This window comes from Actinomadura sediminis, assembly GCF_042675525.1.
Classification (GTDB): Bacteria; Actinomycetota; Actinomycetes; order Streptosporangiales; family Streptosporangiaceae; genus Spirillospora; species Spirillospora sediminis.
The window spans coordinates 56,855-73,893 of the sequence record NZ_JBHTJA010000024.1 but is presented as its reverse complement, the minus strand read 5'-3'; the positions used below and the strand labels follow the sequence as shown (position 1 = coordinate 73,893).

14 protein-coding genes and 1 pseudogene are annotated in these 17,039 nt (G+C 73.5%); 6 read left to right on the top strand and 9 right to left on the bottom strand.

Annotated features, from left to right (window positions below; all coding sequences use genetic code 11):
• Positions 1–244: pseudogene (locus ACFQ11_RS15065) on the top strand (hypothetical protein); the annotation flags it as partial.
• Positions 245–250: 6 nt separating this feature from the next.
• On the opposite strand, the gene ACFQ11_RS15060 reads toward ACFQ11_RS15065, so the two are convergent.
• From ACFQ11_RS15060 to ACFQ11_RS15050, 3 genes are read right to left on the bottom strand one after another with little or no spacing between them, the layout of a single operon-like run.
• Entirely contained in the window at positions 251–1,723 is a 1,473-nt protein-coding gene (locus ACFQ11_RS15060; protein WP_378298926.1) for a pyruvate, phosphate dikinase, read from the bottom strand.
• Positions 1,720–2,292: a transcriptional regulator gene (locus ACFQ11_RS15055; protein WP_378298932.1), complete on the bottom strand. Its 573-nt coding sequence runs from the start codon at positions 2,290–2,292 to the stop codon at positions 1,720–1,722. Before ACFQ11_RS15055 ends, ACFQ11_RS15060 begins: the two co-directional genes overlap by 4 nt.
• Positions 2,293–2,294: 2 nt before the next feature.
• The gene (locus ACFQ11_RS15050; protein WP_378298925.1) at positions 2,295–3,362 is read right to left on the bottom strand and encodes a helix-turn-helix domain-containing protein; all 1,068 of its coding nucleotides are present in this window, start codon (positions 3,360–3,362) and stop codon (positions 2,295–2,297) included.
• A 151-nt stretch (positions 3,363–3,513) separates the two neighbouring features.
• Between ACFQ11_RS15050 and ACFQ11_RS15045 the strand changes: the two genes are divergently transcribed.
• Entirely contained in the window at positions 3,514–4,677 is a 1,164-nt protein-coding gene (locus ACFQ11_RS15045) for a GDSL-type esterase/lipase family protein (RefSeq protein WP_378298924.1), read from the top strand.
• Between the two features lie 6 nt (positions 4,678–4,683).
• Here the strand turns inward: ACFQ11_RS15045 and ACFQ11_RS15040 are convergent, their stop codons facing one another.
• Both ACFQ11_RS15040 and ACFQ11_RS15035 read right to left on the bottom strand, forming a co-directional pair.
• Positions 4,684–6,162 (bottom strand): MGH1-like glycoside hydrolase domain-containing protein, encoded by a 1,479-nt coding sequence (locus ACFQ11_RS15040; RefSeq protein ID WP_378298923.1) that lies wholly within the window; start codon positions 6,160–6,162, stop codon positions 4,684–4,686.
• 130 nt (positions 6,163–6,292) lie between these two features.
• Positions 6,293–7,483 (bottom strand): MFS transporter, encoded by a 1,191-nt coding sequence (locus ACFQ11_RS15035; RefSeq protein ID WP_378298922.1) that lies wholly within the window; start codon positions 7,481–7,483, stop codon positions 6,293–6,295.
• 241 nt (positions 7,484–7,724) lie between these two features.
• On the opposite strand from ACFQ11_RS15035, the gene ACFQ11_RS15030 reads away from it, so the two are divergent.
• Positions 7,725–8,051 carry a VOC family protein gene (locus ACFQ11_RS15030; RefSeq protein ID WP_378298931.1) on the top strand — a complete coding sequence of 109 codons (327 nt, stop codon included), beginning with the start codon at positions 7,725–7,727 and terminating at the stop codon, positions 8,049–8,051.
• A gap of 81 nt (positions 8,052–8,132) precedes the next feature.
• Here the strand turns inward: ACFQ11_RS15030 and ACFQ11_RS15025 are convergent, their stop codons facing one another.
• A complete protein-coding gene (locus tag ACFQ11_RS15025; protein ID WP_378298921.1) occupies positions 8,133–10,334 on the bottom strand; it encodes a DUF4132 domain-containing protein in 2,202 nt (733 codons plus the stop codon).
• Between the two features lie 125 nt (positions 10,335–10,459).
• On the opposite strand from ACFQ11_RS15025, the gene ACFQ11_RS15020 reads away from it, so the two are divergent.
• Entirely contained in the window at positions 10,460–11,851 is a 1,392-nt protein-coding gene (locus ACFQ11_RS15020; RefSeq protein ID WP_378298920.1) for an alkaline phosphatase PhoX, read from the top strand.
• 15 nt (positions 11,852–11,866) lie between these two features.
• Here ACFQ11_RS15020 and coaA read toward each other — a convergent pair whose 3' ends face one another.
• A complete protein-coding gene (gene coaA / locus ACFQ11_RS15015) occupies positions 11,867–12,805 on the bottom strand; it encodes a type I pantothenate kinase (protein WP_378298919.1) in 939 nt (312 codons plus the stop codon).
• Between the two features lie 121 nt (positions 12,806–12,926).
• Here coaA and glmS point away from each other — a divergent pair, with 121 nt between their 5' ends.
• Complete coding sequence (glmS, locus tag ACFQ11_RS15010; protein ID WP_378298918.1) at positions 12,927–14,771, top strand: glutamine--fructose-6-phosphate transaminase (isomerizing); 1,845 nt, start codon at positions 12,927–12,929, stop codon at positions 14,769–14,771.
• A 139-nt stretch (positions 14,772–14,910) separates the two neighbouring features.
• The gene (locus tag ACFQ11_RS15005) at positions 14,911–15,609 is read left to right on the top strand and encodes a DUF6082 family protein (RefSeq protein WP_378298917.1); all 699 of its coding nucleotides are present in this window, start codon (positions 14,911–14,913) and stop codon (positions 15,607–15,609) included.
• Between the two features lie 116 nt (positions 15,610–15,725).
• Here the strand turns inward: ACFQ11_RS15005 and ACFQ11_RS15000 are convergent, their stop codons facing one another.
• Together ACFQ11_RS15000 and ACFQ11_RS14995 are read right to left on the bottom strand one after the other, a co-directional pair.
• A complete protein-coding gene (locus ACFQ11_RS15000) occupies positions 15,726–15,944 on the bottom strand; it encodes a DUF397 domain-containing protein (protein WP_378298916.1) in 219 nt (72 codons plus the stop codon).
• Between the two features lie 42 nt (positions 15,945–15,986).
• Positions 15,987–16,847 (bottom strand): helix-turn-helix domain-containing protein, encoded by an 861-nt coding sequence (locus ACFQ11_RS14995; protein ID WP_378298915.1) that lies wholly within the window; start codon positions 16,845–16,847, stop codon positions 15,987–15,989.
• Positions 16,848–17,039: the final 192 nt, after the last annotated feature.

The window sequence follows — 17,039 nt, the reverse complement described above, 5'->3', positions numbered from 1 at the left end:
CCTCGCCGCCACCGGCGCGTGGGGCCGCCGCCTGCCCGTCCCGCACGGGCTGCCGCGGACGGTCGCGTGGGCCGGGACGGTCGCCGGTGCGGCTCTCGGCGTCAGCGCCGTCGCCCTCACCGTCGCGTCCGCGCTGGCCGCGAACTGGCCGCTCGCCGCGCTGATCGCCGTCCTCGCCGTCGCGTCCCACGCGAAGGTCGCGGCGTCCGCGCGGGCCTGCCGGCACTGCGCCCGCCTCGCCTGACGGGCCTCAGCCGGCCGCGCCCGCCCACGCGAGCAGCCGCCCCAGGTGCGGGTCCGGCGACGCGACGGTTCCGGCGCGCCCGGCGACGACCTCACCGCCCGTCCCGTCGATCGTGACGAGCGTGCCCGCCGGGACGTCGAGTCCCCGCGCCCCCACGACGGCCGGTCTGCCCATCGACCGCGCGACGACCGCCGCGTGGCTCGTCGTCCCGCCCACGGCGGTGACGACGCCCGCGGCCGCCGCGAGCCCGTGCATGTCGAGCGGCGACGTCTCCGGACGGACCAGGACGACCGGGCCGTCCGCCGCCATGCGGACCGCGTCGTCCGCGGTGGCCGCCACCCGCCCGGTCGCGACGCCCGGCGAGGCGCCGACGCCGCGGGCGAGGACGTCCCGTCCGGCCGGGTCGAGCCGAGGCGCGCGCGCGAGCCGCAGGTCGCGCGGCGACACGCGCCGGACCGCCTCCCGCCGGTCGATCAAGCCCGCGTCGGCCAGGTCGACCGCGACCCGCACAGCCGCGCGCCCGGTGAGGCCCCCGGCCCGGACCTGCAGCAGCCACAGCGCGCCCGACTCGAACGTGAACTCCACGTGGCATGCGTCCCGGTAGTGCTCCTCGATCCGCCGCAGCGCGCCGGCGAGGTCGGCCCATAGGCCCGGTTCCCGCTCGGCCAGTGCGGACAGCCGCAGCGGGCTCGACCGCCCGGACACCACGTCCTCGCCCTGGGCGGCGAACAGGACCTCCCCGGACGGGACGTGCTCGCCGGTGCTCGGGTCGCGGCTGAACGCGACGCCCGTCCCGCTGCGGCCGTCGCGGTTGCCGAACACCATCGCCTGCACGGTCACGGCCGTCCCCGCGCCGTCCGGGACGCCGTGGACCGCGCGATAGGTCTGCGCGCGCGCCGTGTTCCACGACGCGAACACCGCCCGCACGGCGAGGTCGAGCTGCGCCCTCGCGTCCTCCGGAACCGCTGTGCCGAGCCCCGCGACGGAAGGCGGCACGCGCGGCCGGGACGGCCCGTTCGCGGCGGTGTCCCGGGCCGCCGGAGCGGTTCCCGACATTGCCGCGGTGAGGCTTTCCAGGAACCTGCGGCGGGAGTCGTGCGCGAAGGCCTCGTCGCCCGTGTCGGCGGCCAGGGCCGCCGTCGCCTCCGCCGTGAGGCCGAGGTTCAGGATCGTGCTCATCATCCCGGGCATCGACACCGCGCCGCCCGAGCGGACGGCGAGCGCCAGCGGACGGCCGGGGCCGCCGAGGCGCCGCCCGGTGGCGGCCTCCAGGTCCGCGACGGCCGCGTCGAGCTCGCCGCGGAGACCGTCCGGGAAGCGGCCGTCGCGCAGGAACGCGCGGCAGGCCGGGGCGCCGACGACGAAACCGGGCGGCACCGGCAGCCCGAGGCGGCGCAGCGTGATCAGGCCGTGCGCCTTGGCGCCGAGGACGTCCGCGGGCTCGGCGGCGTCCGGCACGAGCGGATGCACCCAGGTCATCGCGGAATGCCCAGGGTGACGAGGAGGTCCTCGTGGAGCTGGAACCACACCGTGTGGTACGAGGCGAGGTCGTCGGTGACGTACTCGACGTCGCCCGCGCGGGCCCGGGCGAGCGCGCGGGCGAGCCGGTCGCGGTACCGCCGGAACCGCGGCAGGGCCGCGGCGAGGTCGGCGCAGACGGCGTCGGCGCGCAGGTGGAAGTCCGCCAGCGCGTCCAGCACCCGGGCGCCGTCGTCGGTGCGGAGCTGCCACGCCGTGCAGAGGTCGAGCATCTCCGGGTTCAGCACGAGAAAGCGGTCGAAGGCCGCGGCGACCCGGGGACGGGCGCCCGCCGCGTCGAGCTCGCCGCGGACGCGCGCGGCGTCCGACGCCCGCCCGGCGTCGGTGATGCTCCACCCGCCGAACTCGCCGGGCAGGTGCGTGACGAGGCCCGACACCGCGAGGTCGATCAGTTCGGATTCCACGTCGGGTTCGGGCAGCGCGGCGGCCTCGGCGAGCCGGGCGGCGCCCGCGACGCCGACGCAGCGCAGGGTGTGCAGGACGAGCAGGTCGGTGCCGGTCGCGCGCATCGTCACACCCGCGTCCCGCCGGCCGCGACGGCGTGCGCCGCGCCGCGCCCGTCCGCGCGCGCGACGATCTCGCCCGCGCGGACGCGGACGGCGGTCTCGGTGCCGTCGTCCGGTTCGGGGACGCCCGCGGCCGCCGCGACGGTGCCGCGCTCGTCCAGGACGAGGCGCAGGCCGGGCCAGGCGTCCGGGGGGAACGCGCGGCGCAGGCACCGGACCGTGTCGCCGATCCGCAGCCGCACGAGCCGCCCGACCTCCTCGGGGTCGGCCGTCACGACGGCCACGGTCACCCGCTCGCCGGGGCGGGCCGCGCGGACCGCCTCCTCCGCAGCGCCGAGCCGGCCGGTGCCGAGGACCGCGACGACCCCGTCGGCGGCGAGCCCGGCCGGCCGGCCGGTGATCTCGTCGGTCTGCTCCCCGGGCGGCTCCCAGGCGGCCCGGACGGGCGTCGCGGGGGCGGCGTACGGGAGGTGCGGCGGGTCCCAGGCGTCCGCGAGGTCGAGCCCGGCGAGGTGGCGGCAGGCGCGCGCGACGTCGAACGGGTCGCCGAACCCGGGCGCGGCGCCCGCGAGGTGCCCGGACCCGGTGAGCAGCGTCAGCGCCAGCTCGGCCAGCCGGACGCGCCGGACGTGCGGCGCGTGCGACTCCAGCGCCAGCCCGAGCAGCAGCGCCTCCAGCCGGGTGACCTGCGCGAGCGCGGCCCGGCCGCGGTCGTCGTCGAACAGGCCGGCCACCGACCGCAGCCGCAGCCCGGCGCCCGCGGGGGAGTCGCCGCTCATCGGGAGGCGTTCGAGCCGGCCGCGGGCGAACGCGCCGAGCGACTCGCCGAGCGAGGCCGCGGGCGGCGCCTCGGGGGCCTCGGCGTCGTCGAGCGAGTCGACGAGGACCGCCAGGTAGAGCGCGCGCTTGCTCGGGAAGTTCGAGTAGACCGCGCCGCGGGTGAGTTCGGCCCGCTCCGCGATCCGGTCGATCTTCGCGTCGGCGTAGCCGCGTTCGGCGAACTCCGCCCGCGCCGCGACCAGCACGGCCGCGCGCGTCCGCTCCTGCTGCTGGGCCCGCGTGAGCCTGACCATCGCACCTCCTCGCCCTCGGACACCGTCAGATACTCGAAGAATCCAGATGTTAGCACCATTCGAATGTTTTACGTATCTCTCCGGGTCATCGCCGATTTGCCTACACCCATTAGGCTGTAACCAATAAGACTCAAGGGAACGGCTAACCACCATGCAGAACTGGATCACCACGCCCGTCACCGCGGACATCCTGCGCGGTGCCCTCGACCTCGAGCGCACCGCGCGGGGCGTGCTGCCGCACCGGCTGCCGCCGCGGGCCCGCGCGCAGAACATCGACGGGCAGCTCGCGATGGCCGAGTCACAGCCGTCCGGCGTCCGGCTGGCGTTCCGCACCCGCGCCACCGCCGTCGAACTCGACGCGGTGCCCACCAAGCGCTCCTACACCGGCGCACCGCCCCGCCCGGACGGCGTGTACGACCTGCTCGTCGACGGCCGCCTGCACGACCAGGCCGTCCTGCCCGGCGGCGACGTGCTCGTCATCGACGTCGCGACCGGGGCCGCCGAGCACCGGCCCGGGCCGTCCGGCACCGTCCGCTTCACCGGGCTGCCCGGCCACGTCAAGGACGTCGAGATCTGGCTGCCGCACAACGAGACGACCGAGCTCGTCGCCCTGCGCACCGACGCGCCCGTCGAGCCCCTCCCGGACCGGGGCCGCCGCGTCTGGCTGCACCACGGCAGCTCGATCAGCCACGGTTCGGACGCCGCGAGCCCCACCACCACGTGGCCCGCGCTCGCCGCCCTCGAAGCCGGAGCGGAACTGGTCAACCTCGGCCTGGGCGGCAGCGCCCTGCTCGACCCGTTCACCGCCCGCGCCATGCGCGACGTCCCCGCCGACCTGATCAGCGTCAAGATCGGCATCAACCTGGTCAACGCCGACGCGATGCGGCTGCGGGCCTTCACCCCCGCCGTCCACGGGTTCCTCGACACCGTCCGCGAGGGCCACCCGGACGCGCCCCTGCTCGTCGTCTCGCCCATCTACTGCCGCATCCACGAGGACGTCCCCGGCCCCACCGGCATGGACGCCGCCGGCCTCGCGGAGGGACGGCTGCGGTTCCAGGCCACGGGCGACCCGGCGGACCGCGCGCGCGGCAAGCTGACGCTGAACGTCGTCCGGGACGAACTGGCCCGCATCGTCGGGCAGCGCGCGGACGACGACCCGAACCTGCACTACCTGGACGGCCGCGACCTCTACGGCGAGACCGACTTCGCCGAGCTTCCGCTGCCCGACGACCTCCACCCGGACGCCGCCGCGCACCGCCGCATCGGCGAGCGCTTCACCGCCCTCGCGTTCGGCCCGCGCGGCCCCTTCGCCTGACCCCGGTCAGCGCTCGGCGGCGCCCGTCCCGGTCATGGCCCCGAGCCGGCCGGGCGTCGACGCGTCCAGCCGGCGCGCGCCGTCGTGCACGATCGACGGCAGCGGCACGGCGCCGTCGTCCGCGGCGAGCATGTCGAGGGCGAGCGCCGCCGACCAGCTGAAGTCGCACGCCCCGCGCCCGCCGCCGTCCACGGGGTCGAAGTACTCCCGGAACCCCGAGCGCCCCACCAGGCCGAGGGTCGACGCGGAGATCGTCCGGGCGATGTCGGGCCGCCCGGCGCGCAGCGCGCCGACCCACAGCAGCCAGTTGGTGTTCACCCACGTCGGGCCGCGCCAGTAGCGGCGGCGGTCGAAGTTCGGCTCGCGCAGATCGTAGGTGGGCACGGGGTGGCCGCAGCCGCCCATGAACGCGGGCGACAGCAGCAGCCCGACCAGCCGGTCGCGCACGTCGGCGGGCAGCCACGGGTCGAGCAGCGGCGCGAACCCGGAGACCGTCGCGGCCGTCCCCCGGACGCCGGTGCGGACGTCGCGGGCGACGAACGTGCCGCGCTCGTCGTCCCACAGCCGCTCCATCAGCCCCCGGTGCACGGCGCGGGCGGACCGCAGGTGCGGTCCCGGGTCGCGGCCGAGCCGCCGGGCGATCTCGGCGAGGCACAGCTCGCCGTCCAGCAGGATCGCGTTGAACAGCGGGTCCTCGACCGTGAAGCCGTGCTTGTCGAGGAGCTTGAGGTCGTCGTAGCCGATGTCGCGGTAGCTCTCGGCCAGCGCGATGTACGCCGAGTAGTCCGCGTCGCTGGGCCGCTCGTCCGCCGGAACGTGCACCATGTCCTGGCGGACGAACAGGGACCGCGCCTCGGTGAACCGGGTCAGGAACGGGTCCCACGCGGGGCTGTTGTCCGTCCCGGACTCCCACGGGTGCACGATGCACGCCAGCCCGCCGCCGTCGAGGTCGCGCCGTTCGAGCAGGTAGCGGTGCTGCGCGGCGAGCTTCGGGTACGCCTCGGCGAGGAACCGGAGGGCCGCCGCCTCGTCGCCGGCGCGCGTGCAGACGGTCAGCGCCGCGCGGGCGTGCACGGGCGGCTGCACGATGCCGGACGTCCGCACGGCGGGGGCGTCCGGGACGCCGCGGCTGTCCCAGAAGCCGGGGCCGGGGAAGTACGACTCGTCCTCGGTGTCGCCGTAGACGATGTGGGGGAGGCGTCCGGTGTCCCACTGGGCGCGGAGCAGGCCGAGCAGCTCGCGCTGCGCGCGGTCCTGGTCGACGCGGGCCAGCCCGATCGCGATGAACGCCGAGTCCCAGCTCCACTGGTGCGGGTACTGCGTGCGGGACGGCAGCGTGGCGGCGCCCGTCCAGTTGCCGGCCAGCGTGGCCACGGCGGCCTCGGCCAGCCGGCGGCGCTCGTCCGGGCCGGGGCGCATCGCCGGGGGAAGGCCGGCGCGCACGTCGACCTCACCGGGTCCCGCGAAGGGTACGGCGCGGTCCACTCGGGGGCTCCTCACAGGTCAGGGGCATGTCGAGGGGGCACGTTGACCGAACATGCACCGTCATCGACCACTCATTGTCATGGTATGACCTAATCTTGTAATTTCGTGGCCCGCAGCGGAACTTTTGCCTTCAGCGAGCAACGCGGAAGTGCGCCGCGACGAGCGCGGCCATGACCGCGGCGGTGGCCCCGCCGAGCACCAGCACCGTCGGCGGCGACGTGCGGTCCACGACGACGCCGCCGACCAGGGCTCCGGTCGACAGGGTCGCCTGGAACGACGCGGTGAACAGCACCGACGCCGCTTCCGGCGCGTGCGGGACGGCCCTGACGAACCACGCCTGCGAGCACACCGGCACGGCGCCGTACCCCAGGCCCCACACGAGCAGCAGCGCCACGGCGCCCGGCTCCCACCGCCCCAGAACGGGGAGCGCCAGCGCGGCCACGGCGATCAGTCCCGCGGCGACGCCGAACGCGGCGTGCGGACGGCGCGCGACGGCGGCGCCCGCGAGGAAGTTGCCCGCGATCCCCGCGACGCCGAAGGCCAGCAGGAACACCGTGATCGATTGCGCGGACACGCGGGTGACCTGCTCCAGGAACGGCGCCACGTACGTGTAGGCGCCGAAGTGCGCGAGGACGATCAGCACCGTCGTCGCCAGCGCGAACCGGGTCCCTGCGCCGCGGACCGCGCCGCGCAGTACGTCGAGCCCGGTGGCCCGCTCCGCGGGCAGCGGCGGCAGCAGCAGCGCCAGCGCCGCGAGCACCGCCACCGACAGGACGCCCAGCACCGCGAAACTGATCCGCCATCCGCCCAGGCTCCCGAGCAGCGTCCCCAGCGGAACCCCGAGGACCGACCCCAGCGGGACGGCCGAGAAGACGACGGCCGTCGCCCGGCGCACCGAGCGCGCGGGGACGAGCCGTCCGCCCAGACCCGCGCCGATCGACCAGAACCCGCCGATGACGACGCCGACCAGGACGCGCGAGACGAGCATCGCCCCGTACCCGGGAGCGGCCGCGGCGAGGAAGTTCGCCGCGGCCAGCAGGAACATCAGGGCGCACAGCATCACCCGCCGGTCGACCCGGGCCGTCGCGACGGTGAGCGCGGGAGCCGAGAACGCCGCCAGGTATCCGGGCATCGTCATCATCAGCCCGGCCGTGCCGTCGGAGACGGCGAAGCTCGCACCGATCGACGTCAGCAGGCCGATCGGGAGGATCTCGGTGGTGACGATCGAGAAGACGCCGAGCGTCATCGACAGCACCGCCGGCCACCCGGCCGGCGCGGGCGGCGCGGCCGGGCGGCCGCCCGGCTCGACGAGTGCGGACATCGGCGACCCCGTCCTGTGTCGGTGGAGGTGGACGCTCCCACCCAACAAGCGCCACCCGCACCGGGCTGGCGGAATCACGACCTCAACGACTGTTGGAGCACGACCGGCCCGGACGCGGCCGGAACCGTGTTCGCCGGCCCCGGCGCCACCCTCGCCGCCGAGGCCTGACCGCCCGGTCGTGCCACCCTGGACGGGTACGCGAGCCGACGCACCGGGAGACGCCGTGACCATCCGCCGAGCCATGCCCGACATCCGCTCCGAGGCCATGGAGGAGAGCCGCGACTTCTACGGCCTCCTGGGCTTCGAGGAGGTCATGAACCTCGGCTGGGTCATGACCCTCGCGTCCCCCTCCAACCCGACCGCCCAGGTCACCTTCATGACCCATGACGAGACCGCCCCGGTCGTCCCCGACATGAGCGTCGAGGTGGACGACGTCGACGCGGCCCACGCGGCGATGCGGGCGAGCGGCGCGGAGATCGTCCACCCGCTGCGGGACGAGGGGTGGGGCGTCCGCCGCTTCTTCGTCCGCGACCCCAACGGCCGCGTGATCAACGTCCTGTCCCAGTGACCCCGCGCCGCCCGCCTCAGAACTCGTCGAGCCCCCCGACCTGCCCGACCGCCCGCAACACCTGGACGACCCACTCGCCCGTCAGGACGTGAGGCGGGTCAGGTCGTTGAGGACCTCGGACGCGGTGACGGGGTCGAGGTCGCGCCACGGCGTCGTCGTGCCGGAGGACAGCACGATGACGTCGCCGAACTCCTGCTCGGCGTACTCCTCCGGGGCGAGGACGCGGATGCCGGGGGTGAAGAACGCCATCACGCGCCGGCCGCCGGGCGCCGTGCGGATCACCTGGCGGCGGAATCCGCCGTCCTCCGTCTCGCCCAGTTCCCAGCCCCGCGAGGTCAGGCCCAGGATCCGGCCGAAGTGGGCGGTGCCGCCGCTGAACCGGCCGAGACGCGTCGAGGCGCGTTCGTCGTCCGTCAGCCGGTGGACGGGCCGTCCGAGCTGGGGGAACGGCTGCAGGATCTCGTAGTCGGCGAACACCTCGGCCCAGGCGGCGCGGTCCTCGATCAGCAGCGGGTGCGGGAGCGAGACGGCGGCGCCTTCCGGGAGGGCGAACGCGTCGTCGCGGACGTCGGCGAACGTGCCGTCCTCGGCGATGCGGAACGGTTCGCCCCCGGCGGACCAGACGAGCCGGCGGGCGATGTGCCGCATCAGCGGATGCTCGGCGAGCACCTCGCGGAACTCGGCGGGCGCCCACGACCGCCCGGCGACCATCGCCTGCTCCAGCCGCGCGACCTGGTCGGCGGCGACGGCCCGCACCTCCTTCTTGAGGTCGGCGAACCGCTTGTAGGACGCGGGCGCCAGCTCCGGGTCGTCCTTCACGCCCGGTTTCGGCAGGGCCGCGCGCCGCTTGCCGCTCTCGTCCAGGACGAACGGCCTGAGCCGCTCGTCGAACCCGACGCGGAAGCGGCGCCGGCCATAGTCGAGCGTGAGCCCGCCGGAGTCCAGGCCGAAACCGGGGACGAGCCGGTCCGCGAGCTGCTCGGGCGTCAGGCCGCGCTCGCGGGCGACGGCGTTGAGCCGCCACCGCGCGTGCTCCCGCATCCGCTTGGCGTCGGCCGCCTTGCGCGCGAGCCGGTCGAGGTGGCGCAGCGTGTCCGGGGAATCGATCCCGGTCAGCACGTCGAGCGCGCCGAGCCCGCCGGTCCAGACCCGGTTCCGGCTCCAGCGGCCCATCACGGTCGCGAGCCGCGCGGCCGTCTCGGCGTTGCCGAGCCGCCGCAGCGCGTACTTCGCGCCCGGGGAGGCCCAGTCGTCCCGGACGTGGCCGTCCTGGTACACGGCCCAGGCCAGCTCGGCGAGCGAGTCGGGGTCGAGGTGCTCGAACACCGGCTCGCAGCCCGCGTACGGGTCCTCGATGGAGGAGATCCGCAGCATCGTGACGAGGTTGCGGGTGGCCCACACCGGCAGCGCCTGCTCGCGCCCGCGCAGCAGCACCTGCGGATACCTGGCGCGGACGTGCTCCTCGTCCGGCTCCGGCAGCGGATCGGGATACCGGTCGAGGGGATCGAGGCCGAGCGCCTCCATCGCCGCGACCGCCGCGTCCCCGTACCGCCGCGCCGCGTCCAGGACGCACGCGCCGCCGTGCTCCCGCACGATGATCGCGATGCCGTGCTCCGCGTACGTCCGCTTGGGGCCGGGTTTGCGCAGCGCCTCCGCGACGACGAACGGCGCGGCGGCCGGGCCGTGCCAGGCGAACCAGGCGCGGGACGCGCTCTCGACGCCGCTCTTGCCCATCCCCTTGATCATGAACTGGGCGGTGGCGTCGTCGACGAACGGGACGAGCGCCTGCGCGCACGACAGGTGCGCCTTGGCGGCGTGCAGGATCAGCGGGCGGGCGGCCAGGCCGTGCCGGGCGGCGAACCGCTTGAGGGGCGTCACGTAGACCCAGCCGGCCCAGTCGCCGAAGTAGCGCGTGTCGGCGAGCAGCTCGCGGGCCAGGTCGTCGGGCCCGTCCAGGACGAGCCAGCGGTAGCGCGCGCCGCGCATGCCGCCGCGCCCGTCCCGGAGGGCGGCGCCGCTGCGGAAGTACTCGGCGATCCACGCCCAGTCCACGTCGTCCGGGACCGGCGCCTCGTTCCGCCGCCAGGTGTCGGAGACGGCGGCGAACTCCTCCCGGAGCCCGGGCGGCCACGACTCGGCCGCCGGCGTCTTCGGTTTCCTCAGCCCCTGGACGACGATCGGTTCCGCGGCGCGCGGTGCGCGGGGACGTGTCCACGGCGGGGTGGACAGCAGAGGCGGGACGGCCCCCGTAGGGGCCTCGGGGACGCGGGGTGTTTCCGGCATCTTTCCCGTTTCATGGTCGGTTCGGGTGGCGACAACATGAACAAGTCGTCGCGCACCGTGGGAGATCATGCAATTTACGACGGACGGGTGACATCGGGTCGTCTTTTCGGATGGGTGGTGTGGGCATGGCAGTGACGCGTCGGCAGGTCCTCGCGGGGACGGGCACGTTCGGAGCGGGCATCGCGGTCATCGGTGCCGTCGAGCATCTGTTCGGCGCCACCATGTCCGGGGACGGCGCCGACGCCGTCGTCGGCCCCGCGCGCGAGACCGGGTACGGCCCGCTCGTCCCGGACCCGGACGGCCTGCTCGACCTGCCGCGCGGCTTCCGGTACGGCGTCGTTTCCCGCGAGGGCGAGCCGCTGCGGTCGGGGGAGGGGGCGATCCCGAGCCACTTCGACGGCATGGCCGCGTTCCCCGCGCGCGGCCGGAACGTCCGGCTCGTCCGCAATCACGAGAACCGGCAGGACGCCGAGCGGCGCGTGCCCGTCGTGCACGGCCTCACCTACGACCCCGAGGGGCCGGGCGGCTGCACCGTCGTGGAGGTGGACGCCGCGCACCGGGTCCGGGAGGAGCGCGTCGCGATCGCCGGGACGGCGGTGAACTGCGCGGGCGGCCCCACCCCGTGGCGGAGCTGGCTGACCTGCGAGGAGACCGAGGACAAGGCGGGCGACAACGGCTACGCCAAGGACCACGGCTTCGTGTTCGAGGTCGACCCGTACCAGCACGGCCGGACCGTGCCCGAGCCGCTCACCGCCCTCGGACGGTTCCAGCACGAGGCGGTCGCGATCGACCCGCGCGACGGCACCGTCTACGAGACCGAGGACGCGTTCGACGAGCCGTTCGGGCTGTTCTACCGGTTCCTGCCGAAGGACCCGCGCGGCGGCTTCGGGAGCCTGCGGGCCGGTGGACGGCTGGAGGCGCTGCGGGTCCCCGACGTCCCGGACCTCTCCGCCGTCCAGGAGCCCGGCACGGTGTTCGAGCACGTGGAATGGGTGGAGGTGCCCGACCCGCTGGCCCGCGAGACGCCCGTCCGGCTCCAGGACTTCGGGTCCGGCGGCGTCACGCACGCGCAGAAGCTCGAAGGCTGCTACTGGAGCGGCGACCGCGTCCACTTCGTGTCGAGCTACGCCCGGAGCGGCGAGGGCTCCCGCGCGGACCACTTCGGGCAGGTCTGGTCGTACGAGCCGAACACCGGACGGCTCACGCTCGTGATCGTCTTCGGTCCCGGTACCGGCGTCGGCAAGCCCGGCGAATCGCCCGACAACATCTGCCCGGCCCCGCAGGGCGGCCTGATGATCTGCGAAGACGGCGACGGCGCCCAGCACGTCTTCGGCGTCACGCGCCGCCGCACCGTCTACCCGATGGCCCGGAACCGGCAGAACATCGGCGACGCCGACGACCCCGAGTGGGGCGAGTTCGCGGGCGTGACCTTCAGCCCCGACGGCCGCACCATGTTCGTCAACGTCTACGACCCGGGCACCACGTTCGCCGTCACCGGCCCCTGGGGACGCCTCTGAACCCGCCCGGACTCGTCAGATGCGGCGCAGGCGTACGCGTTGCACCGCGTGCTGCTTGTTCTTGTGGAGGACGAGCGTGGCGCGGGCACGGGTCGGGAGGATGTTCGACACGAGGTTCATCTCGTTGACGTCCCGCCACACGCGCTGCGCGAACGCCGCCGTCTCGTCCTCGTCCAGCTCGTGCGCGTACTTGTGGAAGTACGAGCGCGGGTCGGTGAACGCGGTGCGGCGCAGCGCGAACAGCCGGTCGATGTACCACTGCCGGATGTCCTCGACCCGCGCGTCCACGTAGATGGAGAAGTCGAAGAAGTCGGAGACGCCGAGCGTGCCCGGCGGCGACGGCTGCAGGACGTTCAGGCCCTCGACGATCAGGATGTCGGGCCGCCGCACGGTCTGCCGGGCGTCCGGGACGATGTCGTACTCCAGGTGCGAGTACACCGGGATCGACACCTCCTCCGCGCCCGCCTTGATCGACGAGACGAACCGGACGAGCGCCCGACGGTCATACGACTCCGGGAAACCCTTCCGCTCCATCATGCCGCGCTCGGTCAAAATCGCGTTCGGGTACAGGAAACTGTCGGTCGTCACCAGTTCCACGCTCGGGTGCTCCGGCCAGCGGGCCAGGAGCGTGCGCAGCAGCCGCGACGTCGTCGACTTCCCCACCGCGACGCTGCCCGCGACGCCGATGATGAACGGTGTGGGCTTCACCTCACCGCCGAGGAACTCGCTGACGGTGCCGCGCAGCCGCGTGTCCGCGAGGAAGAACAGGTTCAGCAGCCGCGACAGCGGCAGGTAGACCTCCTCGACCTCGGTGATGTCGATCGGGTCCCGCAGCCCGCGCAGCGCGTCCAGCTCGCCGGCCGTCAGCGGCAGCGGCGTGCTCTCGCGCAGGCGACGCCACGCGTCGCGGGAGAGTTCCACATAGGGGCTCGGCACGCCGTCCCATCCGTTCATGGCAGTAACGTAACGGCCGGTTCAGGTCCGTTCCGGGATTTCACCGGGCGTCCACGCTAGCGTCACCCGCTACGGCGGATGCGGGTAGGGCGGGCGTCGCGCAGCGAATAGAGTTGCGGCCATGTGCGGAATCGTGGGGTACGTAGGCGCGCGGCCGGCGCTCGACGTCGTCGTCGAGGGGCTCGCCCGGCTGGAGTACCGCGGCTACGACTCGGCCGGTGTGGCCGTGCTGGCCGACGGGAAGCTGACGACGGCCAAGCGCGCGGGCAAGCTGGTGAACCTGCGCGGGGCGCTGGAGGAGGAGCCGCCGCCGGAGAGCACGCTCGGCATGGGGCACACCCGGTGGGCGACGCACGGGCCGCCGACCGACCGCAACGCGCACCCGCACGTCGACTGCACCGGCTCGGTCGCCGTCATCCACAACGGGATCATCGAGAACTTCGCGGCGCTGCGCGCCGAGCTGGCCGAGGCCGGGCACGGGCTGGAGTCCGACACCGACACCGAGGCCGTCGCGCACCTCCTGGAGGACGAGCTGAAGAACGGCGGGGGCCTCGCCGACGCGATGCGCCGCGTCTGCCGCCGTCTCGAGGGCGCGTTCACGCTCGTCGCGATGCACACCGGCGACCCCGACCTGGTCGTCGGCGCCCGCCGCAACTCCCCGCTCGTCGTCGGGGTCGGCGCGGGCGAGAACTTCCTCGCCAGCGACGTCGCCGCGTTCATCGCGCACACCCGCGACGCGATCGAGCTCGGCCAGGACCAGGTCGTCGAGCTCCGCGCCGGCGGCGTGACGATCACCGACTTCGAGGGCCGTCCCGCCGAGGTCAACGAGTACCACGTCGACTGGGACGTGTCGGCCGCCGAGAAGGGCGGCTACGACTACTTCATGCTCAAGGAGATCGCCGAGCAGCCCCGGGCGGTCGCCGACACCCTCCTCGGCCGCATCGGCACCGACGGGCGCCTGCACCTGGACGAGATGCGCATCTCCGACCGCGAGCTCCGCGAGGTCGACAAGGTCGTCATCGTCGCGTGCGGCACCGCCAACCACGCCGGGATGATCGCCAAGTACGCGATCGAGCACTGGGCGGGCCTGCCCTGCGAGGTCGAGCTCGCGCACGAGTTCCGCTACCGCGACGCGATCCTCTCGCCGACCACGCTCGTCATCGCGATCTCCCAGTCGGGCGAGACGATGGACACGCTGATGGCCGTCCGGCACGCCCGCGAGCAGAAGGCGAAGCTGCTCGCCGTCTGCAACGTCAACGGCTCGACCCTGCCCCGCGAGTGCGACGGCGTCCTCTACACGCACGCGGGCCCGGAGATCGCCGTCGCGTCCACGAAGGCGTTCCTCACCCAGCTCGTCGCCGTCTACCTGATCGCCCTCTACCTGGCGCAGGTCCGGGGCACCAAGTGGGGCGACGAGGTGTTCGCGATGATCCAGCTCCTCGAGCGGATGCCCGAGAAGGTCGACAAGGTCCTCGAGACGATGGAGCCGGTCCGCGAGCTGGCCCGCTCCCTCGCGAACGAACGGTGCGTCCTGTTCCTCGGCCGCCACGTGGGCTTCCCCGTCGCCCTCGAAGGCGCGCTGAAGCTCAAGGAGCTCGCGTACATGCACGCCGAGGGCTTCGCCGCCGGGGAGCTCAAGCACGGCCCGATCGCCCTCATCGAGGAGGGCCTGCCCGTCGTCGTGGTCGTCCCGTCGCGCGCCCGCGACGTCCTGCACGACAAGATCGTCTCGAACATCCAGGAGATCCGCGCCCGCGGCGCCCGCACCATCGTGATCGCCGAGGACGGCGACGAGTCCGTCGAGCCGTACGCGGACACGCTGATCCGGCTCCCCGCCGTCCCGACGCTCCTGCAGCCGCTCGTCGCGACCGTCCCGCTCCAGGTGTTCGCGTGCGAACTCGCGACCGCGAAGGGCCACGACGTCGACCAGCCCCGCAACCTCGCCAAGTCCGTCACGGTCGAGTAGGCCCGAGATGTACGGGTCTCGATCGGCCCGCCGTTGACCCGCCGCGAGAGTTGACGTTCAATCACCCTGGTGATGAACGTCGATTCTCGCGGGGGTCGTATTGCGTTCCGTCCGTCCGGTCCGAGTCCGGCCCCGCTCGATGGCGACGGCCCTCGGCATCATCGCCGCGATGGCGGTGATCATTTTCTCGCCGTTCTTCATGCGCGAGATGTTCGCCGGGTCCGATGTCGATTGGCCGCTGCTGAGCAACATCGGCCAGACCTATGGGGCGGTATCGGCCCTGTTGGCGGCAGGCGCCTTGGTGGTGCTCGGGTTCTCGGTCGCGTTGCAGGCCAGAGAAGCCCGGCACGCCCGGGAACAGGCGGCGCGCGGCACGCAGTTCGAATTGATGCGGATGGTCCTCGACGAACCGGTCTACCGAGACGTGGTGGGCTGGAGCGCTCAGGACGGGCTGACCTCGGACGAGTTCCGGCGGGACCTCTATATCAACCTGCTGCTGAACTGGTGGCGGATGCAGTGGGAATTCAAGGATATGTCCGAGCCGGAAGTGCGACAGGCCGCACGGCGGGACCTCTTCTCAGGAAATGCCGGCCGTGACTACTGGCGCAGGCACGGGGATCTGCGGCGGTCGTTCGCGTTGACACGACGGGGGCGGCGATTCGAGGAGATATTCGCCGAGGAGTGCGCGGCGGCGATCGCCTCCGGTCCGGTCGGGCCGCAGTCTGCCCGGCGGAGTCCCGACCGCGGGGCGGTGGGGAGGCGGACCGGGGTCGCGGTGGCGGTCTTGGGGGGCGCCGCCGTTGCCGGAATGGTCGGTCGCCGTCTCTTGCGGCGCTAGGGAGCGGCCCGCCCCCGGTGGGAGAGCCGAGGTCTTCGGGCGAGGACCCCGGCCCGTTCGCGCCGTCCCGGTGATGCTGCGTCCCGGTGCCGGGCGCCTTCGTTCACCTGCTCACTTCATCGCGGCAGGTCGAACGCACCTTCCTTCAACCGGTCGATGAAGCCGCTCCATTCGGCTCGGCCGAAGGTCAGGACCGGGCTGTGGTCGCCGTACGTGGCGTCCCGCGCCCCGACGAGCCCGGATGGCGACAGAACGGCGACCTCGACACAGGTTCCGTTCGCATTGCAGTGCGTGCTTCGCCGCCAACCGTGCCCGATGACATCGAAATCGGACAATTCACGCCTCTCGCTATTATGTGGGCGCCACCGGCCGATGTGTTACCACAAGTCCCGGGCTTCGATGATCCGCTGCCGGGTTTCGGCGGGAGTGAGCGCTTGGGATGCGAGGCTGTTGTGTGCGAGGCGATACATGTGGGTGAATCGCTCATCGGCCGAGTGGCTGATGGTGATGCTTTCGGTGTGCACGATATCAGGGAACGTGACGTCGTATGCCGGGGGAAACTCGAGGAGCGTGAACGACTCGACGACCACGCTGTGCGGAACGTCCAGCGGCAGGATCTGGAGGGTGACGTGCGGCAGGTCTCCAATGCGGGCCATGTGGTCGAGTTGCTCGCGCATCACATCGGCGTCGCCCACCCGGCGCCTCAGTACGGCCTCGTCAATGACGAGCAGAAGCCGAGGCGGTTTCGTCCAATGTAGTAGGTCTTGTCGTTTTATCCGTATCTCAACGCGGCGGGCTATCTCCCCCGGCGGCATTGTGGACAGCTCATTGAACCCTTCCGTGAGCCGCCGCGCGTACGCCTCGGTCTGCACGAGGCCGGGAACGCAACCGCTCTCCCACTGGCGGATGGTGCCCGCCTCGGATTCGAGGGCGATGAAGTCGGCGAGGGGGCGGGGCAGGTCGCGGTAGTCCTCCCACCAGCCGCGCTCGCCGGCGTCGCGGGCGAGCGCGAGGAGGTCGTCGCGGCGGTCGCCGCGCACGTCGTACAGGTCGAGCAGGCGCTGGACGTCGGGGATCTTCGCGCCGGTGCGGGCGTTCTCGATGCGGCTGACCTTGGCGGTGGACCACGCGAGCCGGTCGGCGACGTCGTCGCCGGTCAGGCGCCTGCTCTCGCGGAGCCGGCGGAGCTCGGCGGCCAGCCGCCGCTGCCGGACGGAGGGACCTCGGGAACCGCTCATCGCACGGGCCTCTCCAGCCCTGACGGACTGCTCTGGGGCGCATTCCGCCGCAGGGAGGGCACCGCGGCGCGAATACATCCGGACCGACGCGGAAGATTCTACGGCCGGAGATCCTTACCCGCACATGACGTCGCAAGTTGCGGCGCAACCGTCGAATCGGCCGGGAGGCGGGTGCCGGGCGCGTCCGCGTGG